The 18,474-nt window shown below is 51.5% G+C and carries 16 protein-coding genes; 9 read left to right on the top strand and 7 right to left on the bottom strand.

The genetic code is table 11. The features are described from left to right. Positions 1–9 precede the first annotated feature (9 nt). Positions 10–843: a symmetrical bis(5'-nucleosyl)-tetraphosphatase gene (locus PSI9734_RS10080; RefSeq protein WP_173921018.1), complete on the top strand. Its 834-nt coding sequence runs from the start codon at positions 10–12 to the stop codon at positions 841–843. Here PSI9734_RS10080 and tyrS read toward each other — a convergent pair. Next, positions 840–2,042, bottom strand: a complete 1,203-nt coding sequence (gene tyrS, locus PSI9734_RS10085) for a tyrosine--tRNA ligase (protein ID WP_173921054.1) — start codon at positions 2,040–2,042, stop codon at positions 840–842. The genes PSI9734_RS10080 and tyrS overlap by 4 nt on opposite strands. A 190-nt stretch (positions 2,043–2,232) precedes the next feature. Between tyrS and PSI9734_RS10090 the strand changes: the two genes are divergently transcribed. Continuing rightward, positions 2,233–3,627, top strand: a complete 1,395-nt coding sequence (locus tag PSI9734_RS10090; protein ID WP_246194902.1) for a peptidoglycan DD-metalloendopeptidase family protein — start codon at positions 2,233–2,235, stop codon at positions 3,625–3,627. A 2-nt stretch (positions 3,628–3,629) separates the two neighbouring features. After that, the gene (locus PSI9734_RS10095) at positions 3,630–4,769 is read left to right on the top strand and encodes an anhydro-N-acetylmuramic acid kinase (RefSeq protein ID WP_173921019.1); all 1,140 of its coding nucleotides are present in this window, start codon (positions 3,630–3,632) and stop codon (positions 4,767–4,769) included. Here PSI9734_RS10095 and pepQ read toward each other — a convergent pair. The 3 genes from pepQ to PSI9734_RS10110 form a co-directional block, all read right to left on the bottom strand. Next, positions 4,766–6,079: a Xaa-Pro dipeptidase gene (gene pepQ, locus PSI9734_RS10100; protein WP_173921020.1), complete on the bottom strand. Its 1,314-nt coding sequence runs from the start codon at positions 6,077–6,079 to the stop codon at positions 4,766–4,768. The two genes, PSI9734_RS10095 and pepQ, sit on opposite strands and share 4 nt — an antisense overlap. Before the next feature lie 92 nt (positions 6,080–6,171). Then, positions 6,172–6,519, bottom strand: coding sequence for an iron-sulfur cluster insertion protein ErpA (erpA, locus tag PSI9734_RS10105; RefSeq protein WP_173921021.1), 348 nt, complete (start codon positions 6,517–6,519; stop codon positions 6,172–6,174). 73 nt (positions 6,520–6,592) lie between these two features. Then, on the bottom strand, positions 6,593–7,261 hold the full coding sequence (locus PSI9734_RS10110) for a DUF6776 family protein (protein ID WP_173921022.1): 669 nt from the start codon (positions 7,259–7,261) through the stop codon (positions 6,593–6,595). Between the two features lie 58 nt (positions 7,262–7,319). Between PSI9734_RS10110 and hemJ the strand changes: the two genes are divergently transcribed. From hemJ to hemL, 3 genes are all read left to right on the top strand, one after another. Continuing rightward, the gene (gene hemJ, locus PSI9734_RS10115) at positions 7,320–7,751 is read left to right on the top strand and encodes a protoporphyrinogen oxidase HemJ (RefSeq protein WP_173921023.1); all 432 of its coding nucleotides are present in this window, start codon (positions 7,320–7,322) and stop codon (positions 7,749–7,751) included. A gap of 110 nt (positions 7,752–7,861) precedes the next feature. After that, complete coding sequence (locus tag PSI9734_RS10120) at positions 7,862–8,875, top strand: aspartate carbamoyltransferase (RefSeq protein ID WP_173921024.1); 1,014 nt, start codon at positions 7,862–7,864, stop codon at positions 8,873–8,875. Positions 8,876–8,896: 21 nt separating this feature from the next. Then, a complete protein-coding gene (gene hemL, locus PSI9734_RS10125) occupies positions 8,897–10,180 on the top strand; it encodes a glutamate-1-semialdehyde 2,1-aminomutase (protein ID WP_173921025.1) in 1,284 nt (427 codons plus the stop codon). A gap of 23 nt (positions 10,181–10,203) precedes the next feature. Here the strand turns inward: hemL and mrcB are convergent, their stop codons facing one another. From mrcB to pepB, 3 genes are all read right to left on the bottom strand, one after another. Further along, entirely contained in the window at positions 10,204–12,459 is a 2,256-nt protein-coding gene (gene mrcB, locus PSI9734_RS10130; RefSeq protein WP_173921026.1) for a penicillin-binding protein 1B, read from the bottom strand. 82 nt (positions 12,460–12,541) lie between these two features. Next, positions 12,542–14,983, bottom strand: coding sequence for an ATP-dependent helicase HrpB (gene hrpB / locus PSI9734_RS10135; protein ID WP_173921027.1), 2,442 nt, complete (start codon positions 14,981–14,983; stop codon positions 12,542–12,544). Beyond that, positions 14,984–16,270 (bottom strand): aminopeptidase PepB, encoded by a 1,287-nt coding sequence (gene pepB, locus PSI9734_RS10140; RefSeq protein ID WP_173921028.1) that lies wholly within the window; start codon positions 16,268–16,270, stop codon positions 14,984–14,986. 69 nt (positions 16,271–16,339) lie between these two features. Here pepB and sfsA point away from each other — a divergent pair, with 69 nt between their 5' ends. The 3 genes from sfsA to gluQRS all read left to right on the top strand — a co-directional run bounded on the left by sfsA (position 16,340) and on the right by gluQRS (position 18,441). Continuing rightward, a complete protein-coding gene (gene sfsA, locus PSI9734_RS10145; RefSeq protein WP_173921029.1) occupies positions 16,340–17,062 on the top strand; it encodes a DNA/RNA nuclease SfsA in 723 nt (240 codons plus the stop codon). 73 nt (positions 17,063–17,135) lie between these two features. Next, positions 17,136–17,588: an RNA polymerase-binding protein DksA gene (gene dksA / locus PSI9734_RS10150; protein ID WP_173921030.1), complete on the top strand. Its 453-nt coding sequence runs from the start codon at positions 17,136–17,138 to the stop codon at positions 17,586–17,588. A gap of 16 nt (positions 17,589–17,604) precedes the next feature. Next, a complete protein-coding gene (gluQRS, locus tag PSI9734_RS10155; protein WP_173921056.1) occupies positions 17,605–18,441 on the top strand; it encodes a tRNA glutamyl-Q(34) synthetase GluQRS in 837 nt (278 codons plus the stop codon). Positions 18,442–18,474: the final 33 nt, after the last annotated feature.

Raw genomic sequence — 18,474 nt, forward strand, 5'->3', positions numbered from 1 at the left:
AGACATTTCATGGCGCGCTATTTTGTCGGTGACTTGCAAGGATGTGTTGAACAGCTCGACGAGCTACTCGCTAAAGTTTCATTCAATTCGCGTTTTGATGAGTTGTGGTGTGTCGGTGACATCGTCGCCCGCGGCCCCGACTCATTAGCCTGTTTAGAACGCCTGCGCGAATTAGGCGACGCAGCCAAGTGCGTGCTCGGCAACCATGATCTGAACTTATTGGCAGTTTTAACGGGTGCTAAAAAAGCCAAAGCTAAAGATCGCTTAGATAACATTCTTGCCCTGCCAGATGAGCAGCAGCATGAATGGATTGATTTTCTAGTGCAACAGCCATTGCTACGGCGCGCCGACGATGTGGTCATGACACATGCGGGCATTTATCCAAAGTGGTCGATTGATGAGGCTGAAAAACTCTCTGATGAGGTCAGTTTAAGCCTGCAGCGCGCTTGGCGACACCAGAAGCTGGCGCCGTGGTTGCTAAAAATGTATGGCGATGAACCTCGTCAGTGGTCCCCCGAACTTCAGGGCCCTGAGCGTATTCGCTTTATTATTAATGCACTCACGCGTATGCGTTTTTTAGATGCTCAGCAAGGTCTCAATTTGTCCGTTAAAGAAGGCCCGAGCACGGCCACCCAGGAACAGGGGCTGAGCCCTTGGTTTATACATTGGTCGCCACAGCCCACAACGCTGATATTTGGTCATTGGGCTGCGCTACAGGGGCAAACTAAACGTGATGACGTGATTGGTCTAGATACCGGTTGTGTCTGGGGTGAAACAATGACGCTTATGCGTTGGCCAGATGGCCAACGCTGGCAAGCTGAGAACCCGAACGCCGCGAGTTAAGCAACCGTGATGCGCGCAAACTTGCGCTTACCTACTTGGTATACTGCGACGCTTCCAGCGGCGACCATGTGTTTGGTATCTGTCACTTTCTCACCATCCACTTTAACCGCATTTTGTTTGATCATGCGCATGGCGTCAGACGTTGAGTTCACTAACTTCGCTTCTTTAAGCAAGTAGCAAATGCCGACTTCGCCTTCAGTGGTGGTTACGGTGACTTCTGGCATATCATCGGGAATCGCATTTTTGCTAAACCGCTGAATGAAGTCTTGCTCAGCTGCATCTGCTGCCGCCTCGTCATGAAAGCGTGTAATAATTTCTTTGGCTAATAGGACTTTATAGTCACGCGGGTTGGCCCCCTCTTGCACTGCTTGCTTGAACTGTTCGAGCTCTTCCAAAGGGCGGAAGCTTAACAGTTCGAAGTAACGCCACATTAGCTCGTCAGATACCGACATTAGCTTGCCAAACATATCGTTCGCCGGCTCGGTAATACCTACGTAGTTACCGAGTGACTTCGACATTTTTTGCACGCCATCTAAGCCTTCGAGCAGCGGTACCATAATCACTGTCTGGGGTGTCTGGCCTTCATCTTTTTGTAATTCGCGCCCCATCAACAGATTGAATCGTTGGTCGGTGCCGCCTAACTCAACATCAGATCGTAATGCCACCGAGTCCCAACCTTGCACCAGCGGGTATAAAAACTCATGAATGGCGATGGGTTGGCCTGTGGTATAACGTTTTTTAAAGTCGTCGCGCTCAAGCATGCGGGCGACGGTTTGCCGGGCCGCTAGTTTAATCATGCCCGCTGAACCTAAGTCGTTCATCCACTCAGAGTTGAAGCGGATCTGTGTTTTCGCCGGATCAAGGATCTTAAACACTTGCTCTTTATAGGTTTGCGCGTTGTTCATTACGTCTTCGCGAGTCAATGGCTTACGCGTAACGTTTTTCCCGGTGGGGTCACCAATCATGCCGGTGAAATCACCAATCAGGAACACAATGTCATGACCAAGGTCTTGAAATAAGCGCATTTTATTGATCAGCACCGTATGCCCAAGATGTAAGTCTGGGGCCGTTGGATCAAACCCGGCTTTGATGACCAACGGCTTACCTTTTGCGAGCTTATCCTTAAGTTCGTCTGCGAGCAGAATTTCTTCTGTCCCTCTAGCTATTTCTGCAAATGCATCCGCCGCTGATTTTGTCATCAATTTCATACTCCTGAGCTATTTAGCTTGACGCGAGAAAGTTCTTGAAACCACGCATTGTATGCTATTTAGCACGGTCTTTTAAGCGGAAATAAAGGTAAAGCGACTGGAAAAAGCTTGAACTTCGTATTATTCTGCTGAAAGAAGTAGGAGACATAAGTTTTTCCAGCGCGCTAACTTCAGGAAGTTTATGAAGGTACTTACTATAAGAATGGCAGGTTTGTTGAAGCAACTGCCACGACGTCACCAATTACTTTTGTCGGGTGTTTGCCTGGCAACACTTATGGTTATGTTGCTGCCCTCCGAGCCAGCGACAGCCTCACGTAATACCTCTGATCCAGAACTCGCCGATCGACAGTTGATCCTTGGCGAGCGCTTTGAGGTGCCAGTTAAATTAAAACCGCAAGTGACGACCACCGACGCGGCAGCACCTCAATTAAAGCCCGCGCTTGATTCAACTGCGGCAGCCGACACGGTCGCCGTGCAAGAGCCAGTCGAGCCTAGCGTCCACTGGAGCGGCTACGAAGTGAAACCTGGTGACAGCTTAGCTCGCATTTTTGATGTTATGGGCTTCTCGCCGCAACAATTATATCGGCTCACCCAAGACACTCGAGCCAATAAGTATCTGCGCAAAATTCATCCCGGCGACACCTTACGTTTCGCAAAAGATGCCGACGGCGAATTATTACAGGTCGCTTATCAAATTAGTCCTATTGATACTCTGATTGTCAGCCAAACCGAAAATGGTTATGTAAGCGAAATCGATACCAAAGAAGTGCAGGTACAAGAAGCGTTTGCCTACGCTGAAATAGAGTCGAGTTTTTGGAACGCAGGCATCAATGCTGGGCTTACCGATAACCAAATTATGAGTATCGCCAATATCTTCGGTTGGGACATCGATTTCGCACTCGATTTACGTAAAGGCGATGAGTTCTCGGTGATCTACGAAAAAGAATATGTTGATGGCGAATTTGCCGGTTATGGCCGTGTGCTTGCAGCCGAGTTCGTCAACCAAGATCGCAAGTTCCAAGCTATTTTACATAGCAACGGTGAATACTACGCGACAAATGGTAATGCTATGCGTAAGTCTTTTTTACGCTCGCCAGTTAAGTTCACGTATATCAGTTCGAGCTTCAACCCTCGTCGCTTGCACCCCGTGACCGGTCGTGTAAGGCCCCACAATGGCATCGACTACGCTGCTAATGTCGGCACCCCAGTGATGTCCTCTGGTAGCGGTAAAGTCATTGCTAGTGCCTATAATAACCTTAACGGCAATTATGTCTTTATTCAGCATGGCGAACGCTATGTCACCAAGTACCTGCACTTGAGCAAGCGCACTGTGAAGCGTGGTGATCGCGTAAAACAAGGCGACTTAATTGGCCGAGTCGGTGCTACAGGGCGAGTAACCGGTGCTCATCTTCATTATGAATTCTTGGTTGATGGCGTACACCGCAACCCTCGTACCGTGGAATTCCCAGAAGCTGAATCTTTAACTGCTAGCGAAATGCCAGAGTTCAATAAAATTGCTGAGCAACGACTAGCCATGCTGGCGGATAACCGACGCGTATTCTTGGCGATGCGCTAATTATGGAACGCAGTACTCAGCTCTACATTGGTTTAATGTCGGGCACGAGCATGGACGGCTTAGATGCCGTGCTCGTTGACTTCGCCAGCACTCAACCACGACTGCTCCGGCATTATTCGCACGCGCTACCCACTGATCTCAAGACCGAGCTGCAACGCTTATGCACGCCAGGCCATAACGAGTTACATCGACTGGCTACCAGCGATAGGTTATTTGCCGAGTATAGCGCCGAGGTGGTTATGAGCCTGCTGCAGCGCGCGCAAGTAGCGCCTGCCGATATTGCGGCAATAGGGAGTCATGGGCAAACCGTTCGACACATGCCCGATACCCTGACACCTTACAGTGTTCAATTGGGAGATCCTAACACTCTAGCGGCCTTGACGGGCATTCCAGTGGTCGCTGACTTTCGGCGTAAAGATATTGCGCTAGGTGGTCAAGGTGCCCCTTTGGTGCCCGCCTTCCATGACGCGCTCTTTCGCCACCAGTTACTTGCCGAAAACGACAGCGCGGCGGTGCTAAACCTAGGCGGTATTGCCAACATTACCCTACTCACCCAAGAAGCTGAGAACATCACTGGCTTCGATACGGGCCCAGCAAATACCCTGATGGATCTTTGGTATCAGTTGCAACACCCGGATAGCGGCCTCGAGTTCGATAAAAATGGTGACTATGCCGCACAAGGTACGCTAAACCACGACTTACTCGAGGCAATGTTAGCCGATCCATACATACAAGAAGCGCCACCGAAGAGTACCGGTCGTGAGTATTTTAATTACCGTTGGCTGTTGGGACACTTAGAGCATGCTGGGCAAGTTTCAGGGCCAGATGTGCAGGCAACTTTAGCAGAATTTACCGCAAGGTCGGTTGCTCTAGGATTGCGGCGTGCCAGTGCAGCTGACGTGACCAAGGTATTCGTGGCCGGCGGCGGGGCCTTTAATGATCATTTGATGCAGCGTTTAGCCACGCATTATCCCGCTGCGCAGTGGCAAAGTGTTGCAGTGTTGGGCGTTGATCCGCAGCATTTAGAGGCGATGGCGTTTGCCTGGCTGGCACGTCAATTTATGACGCGCCAACCGGGTAACCTGCCGGCAGTGACGGGCGCCAGCCGCGCCACTGTACTTGGTGGGCTTTACTTACCTTAACTTTCGAGCTTTCCAAATGCGTCACGTGTCAGATTCTCGTTGGCGCCATTGTCGCCCACAACAATACTGTCTTCGATACGTACGCCACCGTATGGACGTAACTCCGCGATGCGATCCCAGTTCATTTCTTTGGCCTCGGCATGCTCTTCCAGTAACTGGTCTACAACGTAGAGCCCTGGCTCAATAGTGAACACTTGGCCGGCTTCGACTGGACGCAGCAACCGCAAAAATGGGTGGCGTACATCACGATCAAAGCTGTCACCGCGATCGTTACGCAAGAAGCCGCCTACATCATGCACTTGTAATCCAATAAAGTGGCCTAAGCCATGTGGGAAGAAAGCACTGCTGAAGCCTTGCTCGTAAATACTTTCTGCCGAGCCTTTAACAAAGCCAAACTCACTGAGTAACTGCGACACTTTAAGGTGCATCGATACATGCAACTGATAGTAGTCGAGACCAGGCTTAATTTCACCTAACAATGCTTGCTGAGCCGCGTCCATAGCCGCCACTAAGTCGGCAAAAAAGCCGTCGTTTTTGGCATAGGTACGGGTGATATCCGCGCAGTAGCCGCGATAGGTTGCACCTGCATCAATCAAAAATGAGCGGCTTTCGGTGGGGGCTTGTGTCTCGTAAACGTCATAGTGCAAAATTGCGCCATGCTCATTCAAACCAACAATGCTGTTGTAGGGGAGCTCACTTTCACGAAAGTTAATGGCTGCCAGGTAGGCATGATGGATTTCCAGTTCACTTTTACCAGCCAGGAAGGCGTCGCGAGCCGCTAAGTGGGCTGTCACAGCGCGTTCGTTGGCAATGCGTAGGTTTTCTAGCTCCCACTCGGTTTTGATCGCCCGGTGAAAGTGTAGGTGGTCAATTAACGCCTGCGGATTTCGCGCTTTCATTTGCCAGCTTGCCACCGGCTCAGCGAAGTCCTCGCCAATGAAGGCACTCGCATAGAGTTTGTTGCCGAGTCGCTCGGTAAGCTGAGCTAAGTCGTCGATGACAACCAGCTCAAAATGTTGCTGCCATTCGGCTTCTTCAATGGTGACTGGGGCATGCCAGAAGTCGCGTGGTTGAAACAAGAAAAGAACTGGTTTCTGCCCGCGCTCATAATAGATCGCACTTTTGGGGCTATCGGTGATCGGCAGCCAGTACTTAAATAACGGATTCACTTTGAAGGGGGCCGCATTATCGTCAAGAAAAGCGACGCGCGGTTGACCCGCATATACTAATACTGAATCAAAATCTGTGGCTGCCAGTGCCGCATCAAAGCGTGCTTGCACTGTTGCTATATGGGCCGCATAAGAACTCATAAACTACCTCCCTTATAAGTGAAGGCGGTAGTTTACCGTAAAGCAGGTCGGAAGGCATCTCTAGCGTCGGCCCAAAGGCCAACGCCTAGCTGTTAAATGGCAAAGCTTGAACCACAACCACAGGTGGTAGTGGCATTTGGATTGTCGACGAAGAATCGTGCACCTTGCAAGCCCTCTTCATAGGCGACTGTTCCACCCGCCAAATATTGTAGGCTCATTGGGTCAACCACCAAGGTAACACCGTTCTTTTCAATTTCCATGTCGCCAGCATTTACTTTTTCGTCAAACGTAAAGCCATACTGAAACCCAGAACAACCGCCACCGGTAACGTACACACGCAGCTTCAACGCAGGGTTTTCTTCATCTGCGATCAGGGTTTTCACTTTATTGGCTGCCGTTTCCGTAAATTGAATTGGTATGGCTTGTGCTGCATCAGTCATTCGTTTACTACCTCCGATGATTAGACCGCTATTTTCGCTTACCTGAGTAAAAGGGTCAAGTATTGCCGGCGTTTTAACCGCTTAATTCGCTCCATAAGAAGGTCCGTTCTAACAGGGTATTGCCGCTGCCATCAACTTCGACACGTACTTCAATGCTTTCCGGTTCAACGCCTGAGGGTAAACGAAAGCTGCCGGTTTGCACTTTAAAGTAACGCATACTGAAGTTACGCTCAGTTGCTGGCAACTCTGCTAAATCAAACAGATCGAGAGCCACCTTGTCTGTTGCGGTACGACCATGGAGTTCAAGGTGAAGTGTGCCTTTAACACCGCCCCGCTGACGATCGGTTTGCACCACCGCGAGTCGGAACTGAAAGTGCCCAGGCTGGCGTAAAGAATAGAGCTCAAAGGCATCAATCACCACTCCTTGAGCTTCAAGTTCCGGAGCCATAATTTTTTGATAAAAACTAAGCTCACGTCGCAGCGCTAAAATTTCGTCTTGCCCCGCCGCCAAGTCAAGTTCTAACTGTTCACTCGCGGCCCGCTCAATGCCTAGTTCAACTTCCGCGATATGCTTCTGGTAATCGGCTGTTTCTGCCTGCTCATAGAGTAATTCGACCCGTTGTTCTAATTCATCGACGCGATCGCTTAAGTACCAATGGTGTCCGCCACCAATAAAGTAGCCCAGCAACAAAGCGCTCAGCGCAACGGCGGCGATTAAACCAAATTTTTGCTTCTCATTCATGGCTGCTCTTCTTATCATAGTCCGCACGTAATGCTACGCAGCTTAAAAGGAATAGACAATGACTTTACTTTGGGTGAAAGCTCTGCACATCATCTTTATGGTGGCTTGGTTTGCCGGTATTTTCTATTTACCAAGGTTATTCGTCTATCACGCGCAAACCGACTCGGCGGACGTCAGCGCACAACTTAAAGTGATGGAGCGCCGACTGCTGTTTTTTGTCACGCCCTTTGCCATTCTAACATTAGTGTTTGGGCTCTGGCTTATTATCGCTTACGGCAGTGCTTGGTTTGCCGCCAGTAGTTGGATGCACATTAAATTGCTGTTGGTGGTATTTCTTTACGGCTACCACGGTTACTGTTTTAAGTTGTTAGCGGACTTTAAACATGACCGCAATCGTCGCAGCCACAAGTTCTACCGCATTTTCAATGAAGTGCCGGTATTAACCCTATTTGCAATTGTCTTTCTGGCTATCTTGAAGCCACAGTTTTGAGCTTTGCGGGGTTGGGCGATTCTTTTTAACAGAGCTTTCTGCTAGAATAATCGTCCAGTGAATAAACGATTTTCCGCTTATCTTTGAGCAACTCACTGAGGCCGCAATACATGAACTTCACTGGCGCCAACATTCTTTCCGTTGACCAATTTAATCGTGACAGCATCGACGACGTTTTTGCCGTCGCTGACCGTATGTTGCCTTATGCGCGACGACAAAAACGTACCCGCGTACTCGACGGTGCGATACTCGGAAACCTGTTTTTTGAACCATCGACCCGAACGCGGGTAAGTTTTGGTACCGCATTTAACTTGCTCGGTGGCGAGGTTCGCGAAACCACAGGTATGGAAAGCTCGGCGTTAGCCAAAGGCGAGTCACTGTACGATACCGCACGTGTGCTTAGTAGTTATAGCGACGTGATCGCCATGCGCCATCCGAAGTCTGGCGCTGTCTCTGAATTTGCCAAAGGCAGCCGCGTACCCGTAATCAATGGCGGCGACGGCGCCAATGAACACCCGACCCAAGCGCTACTTGATCTTTACACCATAAAAAAAGAGCTCGCGTATCACGGCCATAATATCGATGGCATGCATATCTGTATGATGGGCGACCTTAAATTTGGTCGTACGGTACACTCCCTGTCTCGCCTACTAGCACTTTACAACAACGTCCGCTTCACGCTGATTTCCCCACGTGAATTGATGATGCCTGAAAGCGTCCTTGAGGTGCTGAGCAAAGCTGGCCACGAAGTCTATGTCACCGATCAAGTAAGCGGCAGCTCCGATGCCGATATTGTCTATCAAACACGCATTCAGCAAGAGCGTTTTACCTCGCCGCGCGAAGCCGATCAATATCGCGGTAAGTTCCGCTTGAATAGCGAGATTTACACCAAGCATTACAAACCTAACACCGTTATCATGCACCCGTTACCTCGCGACTCTCGGGCCGAAGCCAATGAACTTGATAACGATCTGAACCAAAACCCGAATTTAGCCATATTCCGTCAAGCAGACAATGGCGTACTCATACGAATGGCGTTGTTTGCGCTTACACTCGGCGTCGCCGACCAAGTTCAAAACCATGAATGTGAAGTCAATTGGTACACCGACAAACGCAACGTCTAACTCATAGAAAAGAGGATCACGATGTCTCGATCTGAAGATTTATTTGCTCAAGCTCAACTCGCTATTCCTGGCGGTGTGAATTCACCGGTACGCGCCTTCAATGGTGTCGGCGGCTCGCCGATTTTTATTGAGAAAGCCGACGGCGCTTATATGTACGACGCCGACGGTCAACGCTACATCGACTATGTCGGCTCATGGGGACCCATGGTGTTAGGTCATAATAATGCCGCCATTCGAGAAGCAACTCACGCAGCAGTGGACCGCGGCTTGAGCTTCGGCACCCCAACGTCTAGTGAAATCACCATGGCGGAAAAGATAAAATCTTTGGTTCCGTCCATCGAAAAAGTTCGCATGGTAAATTCTGGCACCGAAGCAACCATGACCGCTATCCGCTTGGCACGAGGCTACACCGGGCGCGACAAGATTCTTAAATTTGAAGGTTGTTACCATGGCCACGCTGACGCACTTCTGGTTAAAGCGGGTTCAGGGTTACTTACCCTCGGCGTACCTAATTCACCGGGTATCCCAGAAGACTTTGCCAAGCATACGTTAACTGTCACCTTCAACGATTTAGACTCCGTACGCCAGATTTTTGCCGAACATGGCGACGCTATCGCCACCATCATTGTCGAGCCAGTGGCCGGAAACATGAACTGTATTCCGCCGGCACCAGGTTTCCTCGAAGGCTTGCGCGAGATCTGTGACGAGTATGGCAGTGTGCTGATTTTTGATGAAGTCATGTCAGGCTTCCGTGTCGCCCGTGGTGGCGCACAAGAGTTTTATAATGTAACGCCTGACCTCACCACACTCGGTAAAGTTATCGGTGGTGGTATGCCGGTTGGGGCCTTTGGTGGCAAAGCCGAAATCATGGATTACATTGCACCAGTGGGGCCGGTTTACCAAGCCGGAACCCTGTCAGGAAACCCCGTTGCTATGGCAGCAGGTTTGGCGGCACTTAGCCAGCTCGATGACGCACAACTGTACCCGCAACTGACCGCCAAAGCAGAGCGCTTGGTCAAAGGCATGCAAGAGCGTGCGGATGCTGCCGGTATTCCATTTACCACCAACCAGGCCGGCTCAATGTTCGGTTTCTTTTTCAGCTCAGACGCCGAAGTCACCAGCTATGCGCAAGCGACGCAATGCAATATGGAACACTTCCGTAAGTTCTATCACAGCATGTTGCAACAAGGTGTTTATCTTGCACCTTCGGCATTTGAGGCCGGCTTTATGTCAGCGGCACACACCGATGCGGATATCGACGCCACATTAGAGGCAGCAAGTAAGGCCTTTGCCGAATTAAACTAAGCTATTCGCTCGTGGTGGCAGGCTCAGTCGAGCAGCTTTTCCCACCACGAGCGCTCATCCAATTCGCCAGCACAATTTACTTGTTCAGGTAAGTTTTGTGGATAGGCCGGAAAACGTCGTTTCTCAGCACAATCCAGCGGAATCGCCACGCCCGTTTCTGGGTGGAAGGCCGTTAGTTCTAAAGGCGCCGGTGGTTGCGTCGACAGAGGGCGGACCCCGAGTTGGCTGTACATTTCTGCCACCACTTTTAGAGCTCCAGAACTGCCCGTTAAGTTGACGGGTTGGTTGTCATCGCGCCCCAGCCAGACCGTCACTAGCTTATCTTCGTCATAAGCAACAAACCAACTGTCTCGATAGTCATTGGTGGTTCCGCTTTTACCGGCTAACGCATCATTACCAAAAAGCGGCACCAACGCTCTCCCCGTACCTTCATTCACCACGCCCCGCAAACCATAATTCACCAGCGCAGTGGTCACCTCATCAAAGACCTCTGCACCTGACGTTAGCCGTCGCTGGTAAAATGTAATGCCTTGGTGGTTGGTCAATGCTTGAATAGTACGGTAATGGCGAAACCGCCCCTGCTGCGCCCAAATACCGTAGATTTCACTGACTTGCAGTGGTGACAACTCAACGGACCCGAGTGCGAGCGACGGCACCTCTGGAATAGGTGTGTCGACGCCGGCAGCTCGAAGCTTGGCGACAATCGCGGGAACCCCGACGCTCATGCCCAAGCGCACCGCCGGGATATTGCGCGACTGCGCTAGCGCGTCATAAAGCATTAAACTGCCACGGAATTCACCATCATAATTCTCAGGGCGCCAAATTGTGCCATTCGCTTGCTCTAGCTCAATCGGCCGGTCTTCCACGATAGTACCAAGGTGGTAGCTGTTCTTTTGCTCAAGAGCGAGTCCATAAATCACCGGCTTCACTAAGGACCCGACTTGACGCATGGCACCAGATGCGCGATTAAAACCTAGATTTTGCGGCTGCCTATCCCCCACCACTGCCAGCAAACTGGCCTGACTGGGATCGGCAACCACCACCGCTGCTTGCAGTTCCTTTGATTCACTTAAACGCGGTAACTGATTCGCAACACTGGACTCCGCCGCTTGTTGCGCCAGCGGATCGAAGTAAGTGAACACTCGCAAACCTTGTTGCGCCCAGTTTTCAGGAACTTGCAGTTGTGCTAACTCCTGTTTTACCTGCGCTAAGTAATGCGGGGCCCATGTTTGCCCGGTGCGCGGTCCCTTTTCAGCGACTAGTTTGGCATCAAGCGCGGCCAAATAAGTCGGCTGAGAAATCAAATCCTGCGTAAACATCAGCTGCAGTATCATGTCACGGCGCTGTTGCACCCGCTCGGGATATCGATGAGGATTGTAATACGACGGTCCTTTGACAATGGCCACCAGCATCGCCATTTCTGCCGGTTGTAGTTCTTCCACTGGCTTACCAAAGTAATAACGACTGGCAAGCCCAATACCATGTATCGCGCGGCCACCATCTTGGCCAAAGTAGATCTCGTTAAAGTAGGTCTCGAGAATTTCATTCTTACTAAAACGAAAATCGATGACCAAGGCCATCAGCGCTTCATTTGCTTTGCGCCATAAGGTTTGGGCGCGGGTTAAGTACAGGTTTTTAACTAATTGCTGAGTTAAAGTACTACCACCTTGTACGGTTTCCATCGCGGCTAAATTGGCCAACGCCGCCCGCCCTATCGAGCTTAAGGACACACCCGCATGGTGATAAAAGTCACGATCTTCTATCAGTAAGAGTGTCTCTATCAGTAAGTTTGGCACCCGTTCAAGGCCAACTAACAAACGATCTTCACCATTACTGCCAGTAATTTGACCTAGTAACAGAGGGTCTAATTGAAAGCGATTGAGCGAACGCCCGTCGGGCAAACTCAGAATGTGGCGTACTCTGCCATTGGCAAAGCTAATGCGCACTCGTTCCGCCATAGCAGCGCCATTGGCAAAATCGAAGGGGCGGCGGTGAATTTCGAGTTGGTTTCCCTGCCGTGAATAGCTGCCACTGTCGGCTAGCTCGGCACTTTCGCGATAACGCAACTGCTGCAGCTCGGCAACAACCTGTGACATTCGTAACGGCGCCGTCGGCTGCAGCGTTAACGGGCGTGCATAGACCATCGCCGACGCTTCATAACGTTCACTAGCGAAGCGTTGCGTGAGCGAGCTATCAAGGTAAATAAGGTAAAAACTTAGCGTTACGAGGCCTGCCAGCGCAAGCTTAGCCAAGGTCACGAACAAAAACCGCATCGGCATCCAAATATCCTAAGTTAGAGAGCCAATAGGATACTTTGCTTTCAGCAAATTTGTACCCTTTTGCAGTTAATTTTCAAAAACTTTAAAGGAAACGTTTAGTCTTGCGCGTAGCCTGTGCCTGCAACGGGTCGTCGGGCCACGGATGCTTCGGATATCTGCCCTTCATTTCTTTTTTCACTTCTTGATAGGCATTTTGCCAAAAACTGGCAAGATCACTGGTGCGCTGCAAAGGTCGACCGGCCGGTGACAGCAACTCTAGTGTCAAGGTCACCGCGCCGCGACAAATTTGCGGCGACACCGGTGCGCCGAAGACTTCTTGCAGCTTTAGTGCGACATAAGGTGTCGCACTGCAATAATCGATGCGGTGTTGATGCTGACTCGGAGCTGTCCAATATTTAGGGCAAAGCTCATCAAGTTGTTGTTGCTGGGAATAAGACAGCCGCGCTAATAGCGCTGCGGTAGGTGACCACGCGCGTAATTCTTCTAAACTTTTCAGCCCTTGCCAAAAGGGTGCAGCCCATTGCTCAAGCTCACTCGCTAAGGCTGCATCGCTCGAATCAGGCCAGTCTTCTAACTCCGCGGCACTAAGATGTTGCTGCGCTAGGCGCAAGCGCGCCAGCAAAGGCTTGGCTTTTGCCCAATTAACAGCATCGGCAAAATGACGTCGCACGTAATCGACCAGTAGCTGCACTCGTTCGGCTTGGCTGGGCTGCTGTTGTGCTACGCGTTGTGCAACCAACAAGGCGCCTAAGCGCTGCACTTCCACCACGCTAAATCGCTGCTTGGGCCCAGTTAATTGCAGCTCACGTTGCCAGTTCAACGACAGCGCAGCATGATTAAAGTCCGTCAGCGATAGCGGTAAATAGCAGCCAATAATGGCATCGGCTTGTACATCACTAAAATTCATTGTTAGCACCACCAGCCACGGCTCACCTCGGCGGGCATCGGCATGATGAAACTGTGCACCGCCACCATAAGCTAAACGATAGGTCGCACCCTGTGCTTGGCGTTGCTGCGCAATACGATCAGCGAATCCCCACAGGGCAAGCTCTACGGCACTCTCGGTGGTTAACTGTCGCACCGTGCCATCGACCTTCAACTGCCGACACCAGTGCTGCCAGCGCTTTTTCGCCTCGCCCTTTAACTGTTCTGCGCTTAGAGGAAAATGTTCGGGCTGTCGCGGCGGGTGTTCTAACTGTGCCAGTAGCAGTGCCGCTTCACCGCGTTGGTGTTTATCTGCCGTTGCAACCGCCACTGCAATACGGGCCAGCCGCGGATCCGTACCATAGCCCGCCACGGCTTGACCGACGGGCGTTAATTGACCGCTACTGTCGGTGATCCCGAGTGTACGTAAATGCTGCTCGGCGACCTGCAAGTGCGCAGTGTTCACCGCTGACATAAAACTCAACTGCGCAAGCTCGGTTCCCCAGCGCTTGGCCTCGAGCACGACGCCGCTAAGGTCGTCGGTTTCCAACGCGGGAGCATCAAAAGCTCGTAGCCCTTGGTTTTCACCTTGCCCCCATAAACGGAAACAATGGCCCGGCCCTAAGCGGCCGGCGCGCCCCGCACGCTGCGTCGCTGCTGCTTGACTGATACGCTGTGTTTGCAATCGACTCACGCCGTGGCGAGGGAAAAATAGCGAACGTCGTTCACGGCCGCTGTCGACCACCACATCAATGCCAGGGATTGTCAGACTGGTTTCGGCAATATTGGTCGCCAACACCACTTTTTTGCTTCCCTTTGGCTGCTCACGAAGCGCCGCCTGCTGAGCTGCCAGCGGTAACTGCCGATGCAGCGGCAAAACCTCAGCGTTGAGCTGCAAGCGTTGTTGTAGAAACTGTATTTCGCGCCAGCCCGGAAGGAACACCAGCACGCCTTGAGAGGCGGTTTCTAGCGCTTCGGTAATTACCTGAACACTATGTAACAGCCACTCATGGCCAGCTTTAGGTGGTCGATAGTGCTCACGAATCGGATGCTGACGACCTTCGCTACAAAGCACTTTTGCGTCGTCGCCCAACCAGTTGCCAATGGTTTCTGCCGGCAGCGTCGCCGACATGATCAACACGTCGAGATCCGGTCGCAATGGCAAGGCTTCGAGTAACATCGCCAGCCCCAGATCACTCGCTAGATTACGCTCATGAAATTCATCAAAAAGCACCATTGCCACATCGCTCAGTTCTGGATCTTGCTGTAAGTACTGAACAAATAGACCCTCAGTGAGCACTACTAACTGAGTTTCGGGACCACTACGTTGCTCGCCGCGAACATGATAACCAACCCTTTGTCCGATCGACTCACCTAATTGTTGCGCAAGGTAGTGGGCAATGGTTACGGCCGCGATACGGCGCGGCTGCAATAGCAGGATACGTTGCTTCGCTGAGGCAGAGTGTTGCAGTAGTGTGAGCGGCAGGTACGTCGATTTACCGGCCCCTGGAGGGGCCTGGATAACTAATTTTGAACCGCCGAGCTGCGCCAGTATTTCAGGTACTAACGCAGCTATCGGCAAGTTGTTTGCGATCTTCACTCAGTCGTTAAGTATCGCAGCGATGGTGCGCATTCCTAGCGCGGTAGCACCGGTGGCCCACATCGCATTGCTACTATTATGATACGCCCCAGCGATATCAAAATGGAGCCAGCCCTTACCTTCATTTGGTGCAAAGCGCAGTAAGAAGCCTGCAGCATTACTGGCACCGCCGGCGCCACCACCTTTTTGTGGGCGGCTGTTGGCACAATCGGCAAACGCCGAAGGGGTATTCTCTTGGTGCCATGGTTGCAGTGGCAACCGCCACAGGTTTTCACGTTGTTCGGCCGCATAATCGAGCGCTTTGTTAGCCAGCGCGTCATCCACACTAAACAATGCGTTGTATTCATTGCCCACGGCCATTTGCGCAGCGCCGGTTAAGGTTGCGGCGTCCATCACCAGCTTGGCACCGACTTCGCCGGCATATTGCAGACCGTCGGCAAGCACTAACCGACCTTCAGCGTCGGTATTAACAACTTCTACGGTCGTGCCATTTTTGTAGGTGATCACGTCACCCAACTTGTAAGCACTGCCGTCAATGAGGTTTTCTGCACAGCAAAGCACCAGTTGCACACGTTTTTGTAAGCCTTGCTGAATAGCAAGCCCAAGCGCGCCCGCAACGGTCGCAGCACCGCCCATGTCGCACTTCATCGCCAGCATGCCTTCGCTCGATTTGATGCTGTACCCGCCTGAGTCAAAGGTAATACCTTTACCTACGAGTACCGCATCGACCGGCGCATCTGTTTGTTGACTTGGATTGTAGTCGACCACCAACATGCAAGGTTGGTGCTTACTAGCGCGCCCGACGGTATGAATCCCCATCCAGCCTTCTTCCAGTAATTCATCGCCAGCAATAACGCGGCTACTTACCAGTTCCGGTGAAATAGCTTCCAGCTTATCGGCCACCCGTTTGGCCAAAGACGCAGGATAGATATCAGCTGGTGGTAAGTTAGTTAACTCGCGCGACCAGTTGACCAGATCTCGCATGTTGGCAAGACGCTCGGCATCACCGGCAAATTCAATCGCATTGGTACTTAAAGTATTGGTGTAACCATTCGCAAAAGCCCATTGGCGTTCGAAGTCCCAGCCTTCGCCCGCTAGCTTGGTTTGTGCGACACCCATGGCGTCAAGCTGGCGCCCAGCCTTTTGAATTTTTCGTAAGTTCTCGGCTTCATCACGCCCCAGGTAAACGGTCGCGCCCTTGTCGCCCATAATCACCGGCGCGTTTTTTTTCCACGCCGTGTCAGAAAATTCTTGTTCAACAACAAATACAGCTAGTGCAGTAGACATGCTTTACAGCTCCCATTAAGGTTGCGAATGGATCTAAGTATATCGTATTTAAACAACATGAGGCTGACAATGCAGTTTGACAACCCTTTGCGCGAGGCTTTTTTGGTTCGTCGGTACAAGCGCTTTCTGGCTGATGTTTACCATCCCGACTGGCCGCAGCATAATTCAGCCGCATCACCTTTGACGGTGCACTGCCCTAATACCGGGGCGATGACAGGCTGCGCGGAACCTGGCATGCGGGTGTGGTTAAGTGACTCGGCAAACCCTAAACGCAAATATCGCTACACCTGGGAGCTTGCAGAAACGCCCCAGGGAGCGCGTCTTTGTGTGAATACCCAGCGCGCTAACACGGTGGTTGGCGAAGCATTGCAAGCAGAGATAATAAGCAGCCTAGGACCGCTGACCGCGTGCCGGGCCGAGCAACGCTATGGTTACGATAATCGCCGTATTGACTGGTTGGCGACCGACCGCCAGGGCAAGCAGCTGTTTATTGAGGTAAAGAGTGTCACCCTTGCCGAACAGCAGCAAGGCTTTTTCCCAGACACCGTAAGCAAGCGCGCGAGTGAGCACTTACATAGCTTGATGGACATGTGCCGCGACGGCCATCGTGCAGCCGTAGTTTATTGCGTGCTACACAGCGACGTTACCTCTGTGCGCGCCGCAGAACATTGTGATCCTGGCTATGCCCAACTTTCACAGCAAGCCCGCCAAGCCGGGGTTGAATTTTACGCCTTGGGTACCGATATCACAGCACAAGGAATTGAACCGGCGACCGAATTACCTTGCAAATAAAATTGCGCAGGGTGCGCCTTTCTGGTATATGTACCGACCTTTTGAAGAATCCATCTCAGATAGGAGATCCACAATGCCTCAAGGAACGCCGAAGAAAGCCCACGGCATTTTGGCACAAGCAGGCTTAGAACCTTATCAGGAAAAGCCGAACGAAGAGTATATGAACGAGCAGCAGCGTGCTCACTTCCGTAAAATTTTGGAAGTCTGGCGTAATCAGCTGCGTGAGGAAGTGGATCGCACCGTGCATCACATGAAAGATGAAGCGGCAAACTTTCCCGATCCAGTCGACCGTGCGGCACAGGAAGAAGAGTTCAGTATTGAACTGCGTACTCGAGACCGGGAACGCAAACTGATCAAGAAAATCGAGAAAACGCTGCAAAAGATTGAAGCTGATGACTTTGGCTTTTGTGACTCTTGCGGCATCGAGATCGGTATTCGTCGCCTCGAAGCTCGACCTACAGCCGACCAGTGTGTCGACTGCAAGACCCTCGCAGAAATCAAAGAGAAGCAAATGACCGGCGCCTAACATGGCGACATCTCGGTTGTATTGCGGACGATTTGCCCCGACCCCGTCGGGGCCTCTTCATTTTGGTTCTTTAGTTGCGGCAGTGGCGAGCTATATAGACGCCAAGGCGCATCAAGGGCGCTGGCTCGTGCGCATCGAGGACGTCGACAAGCCTCGAGCGGTCCCAGGCGCCAGCAACGTGATTCTACACCAGCTTGAGCAACACGGCCTTGGTTGGGACGGTGAAGTTTGGTATCAATCCCAGCGTGATCACGTTTATCGTGACGTTTTGGCGCAACTTCAGCACCAGCAAGCAACCTATTTTTGCACTTGTACCCGTAAACAAATCAAAGCGCGCGGTGCACACTATACTGGGTATTGTCGCCATCGACAGCGCAGTGCAGAAGGGAGCGCAGTACGCTTTTGTAATGACCATTCGCGCACCCATTTTAATGACCGCATTCAAGGGCAAGTCGAGTTAGCACCTGAGTTTGCGCACGAAGACTTTTTGCTGTTACGCCGCGATCAGCTCTATACGTACCAACTTGCAGTGGTGGTCGATGACATTGAACAAGGCGTCACCGATATCGTTCGCGGAGCGGATTTACTGACCGCCAGTAGTTGGCAGGTAACGCTCTGGCAGCGGCTTAGTCAGCAACAACCGCGACTTGCGCATGTCAACTTAGCGCTCGATGAAAATGGCCGTAAGCTCAGTAAACAAAACCATGCGCCAGCGCTGCAAGCGCAACAGGTACCGCAACAGCTCAGGGCGGCTTTTGAGTTTCTTGGTTTGACGATTACAGACCTCACAGACAACCCCCATTCGCTACTTGAACAAGCGACGGTTGCCTGGCGTACAAAGTATCTTTCCTGATGCTTAAGTTGCCGCTACAATACACTATACGAA

The organism is Pseudidiomarina piscicola (assembly GCF_902806985.1).
In the GTDB taxonomy this organism is placed as follows: Bacteria; Pseudomonadota; Gammaproteobacteria; order Enterobacterales; family Alteromonadaceae; genus Pseudidiomarina; species Pseudidiomarina piscicola.

Coding starts and splice junctions, on each gene's coding strand:
- PSI9734_RS10080 (WP_173921018.1), top strand. CDS start 10: ATGGCGCGCTATTTTGTCGGTGACTTGCAAGGATGTGTTGAACAGCTC.
- tyrS (WP_173921054.1), bottom strand. CDS start 2,042: ATGACAAAATCAGCGGCGGATGCATTTGCAGAAATAGCTAGAGGGACA.
- PSI9734_RS10090 (WP_246194902.1), top strand. CDS start 2,233: ATGAAGGTACTTACTATAAGAATGGCAGGTTTGTTGAAGCAACTGCCA.
- PSI9734_RS10095 (WP_173921019.1), top strand. CDS start 3,630: ATGGAACGCAGTACTCAGCTCTACATTGGTTTAATGTCGGGCACGAGC.
- pepQ (WP_173921020.1), bottom strand. CDS start 6,079: ATGAGTTCTTATGCGGCCCATATAGCAACAGTGCAAGCACGCTTTGAT.
- erpA (WP_173921021.1), bottom strand. CDS start 6,519: ATGACTGATGCAGCACAAGCCATACCAATTCAATTTACGGAAACGGCA.
- PSI9734_RS10110 (WP_173921022.1), bottom strand. CDS start 7,261: ATGAATGAGAAGCAAAAATTTGGTTTAATCGCCGCCGTTGCGCTGAGC.
- hemJ (WP_173921023.1), top strand. CDS start 7,320: ATGACTTTACTTTGGGTGAAAGCTCTGCACATCATCTTTATGGTGGCT.
- PSI9734_RS10120 (WP_173921024.1), top strand. CDS start 7,862: ATGAACTTCACTGGCGCCAACATTCTTTCCGTTGACCAATTTAATCGT.
- hemL (WP_173921025.1), top strand. CDS start 8,897: ATGTCTCGATCTGAAGATTTATTTGCTCAAGCTCAACTCGCTATTCCT.
- mrcB (WP_173921026.1), bottom strand. CDS start 12,459: ATGCCGATGCGGTTTTTGTTCGTGACCTTGGCTAAGCTTGCGCTGGCA.
- pepB (WP_173921028.1), bottom strand. CDS start 16,270: ATGTCTACTGCACTAGCTGTATTTGTTGTTGAACAAGAATTTTCTGAC.
- sfsA (WP_173921029.1), top strand. CDS start 16,340: ATGCAGTTTGACAACCCTTTGCGCGAGGCTTTTTTGGTTCGTCGGTAC.
- dksA (WP_173921030.1), top strand. CDS start 17,136: ATGCCTCAAGGAACGCCGAAGAAAGCCCACGGCATTTTGGCACAAGCA.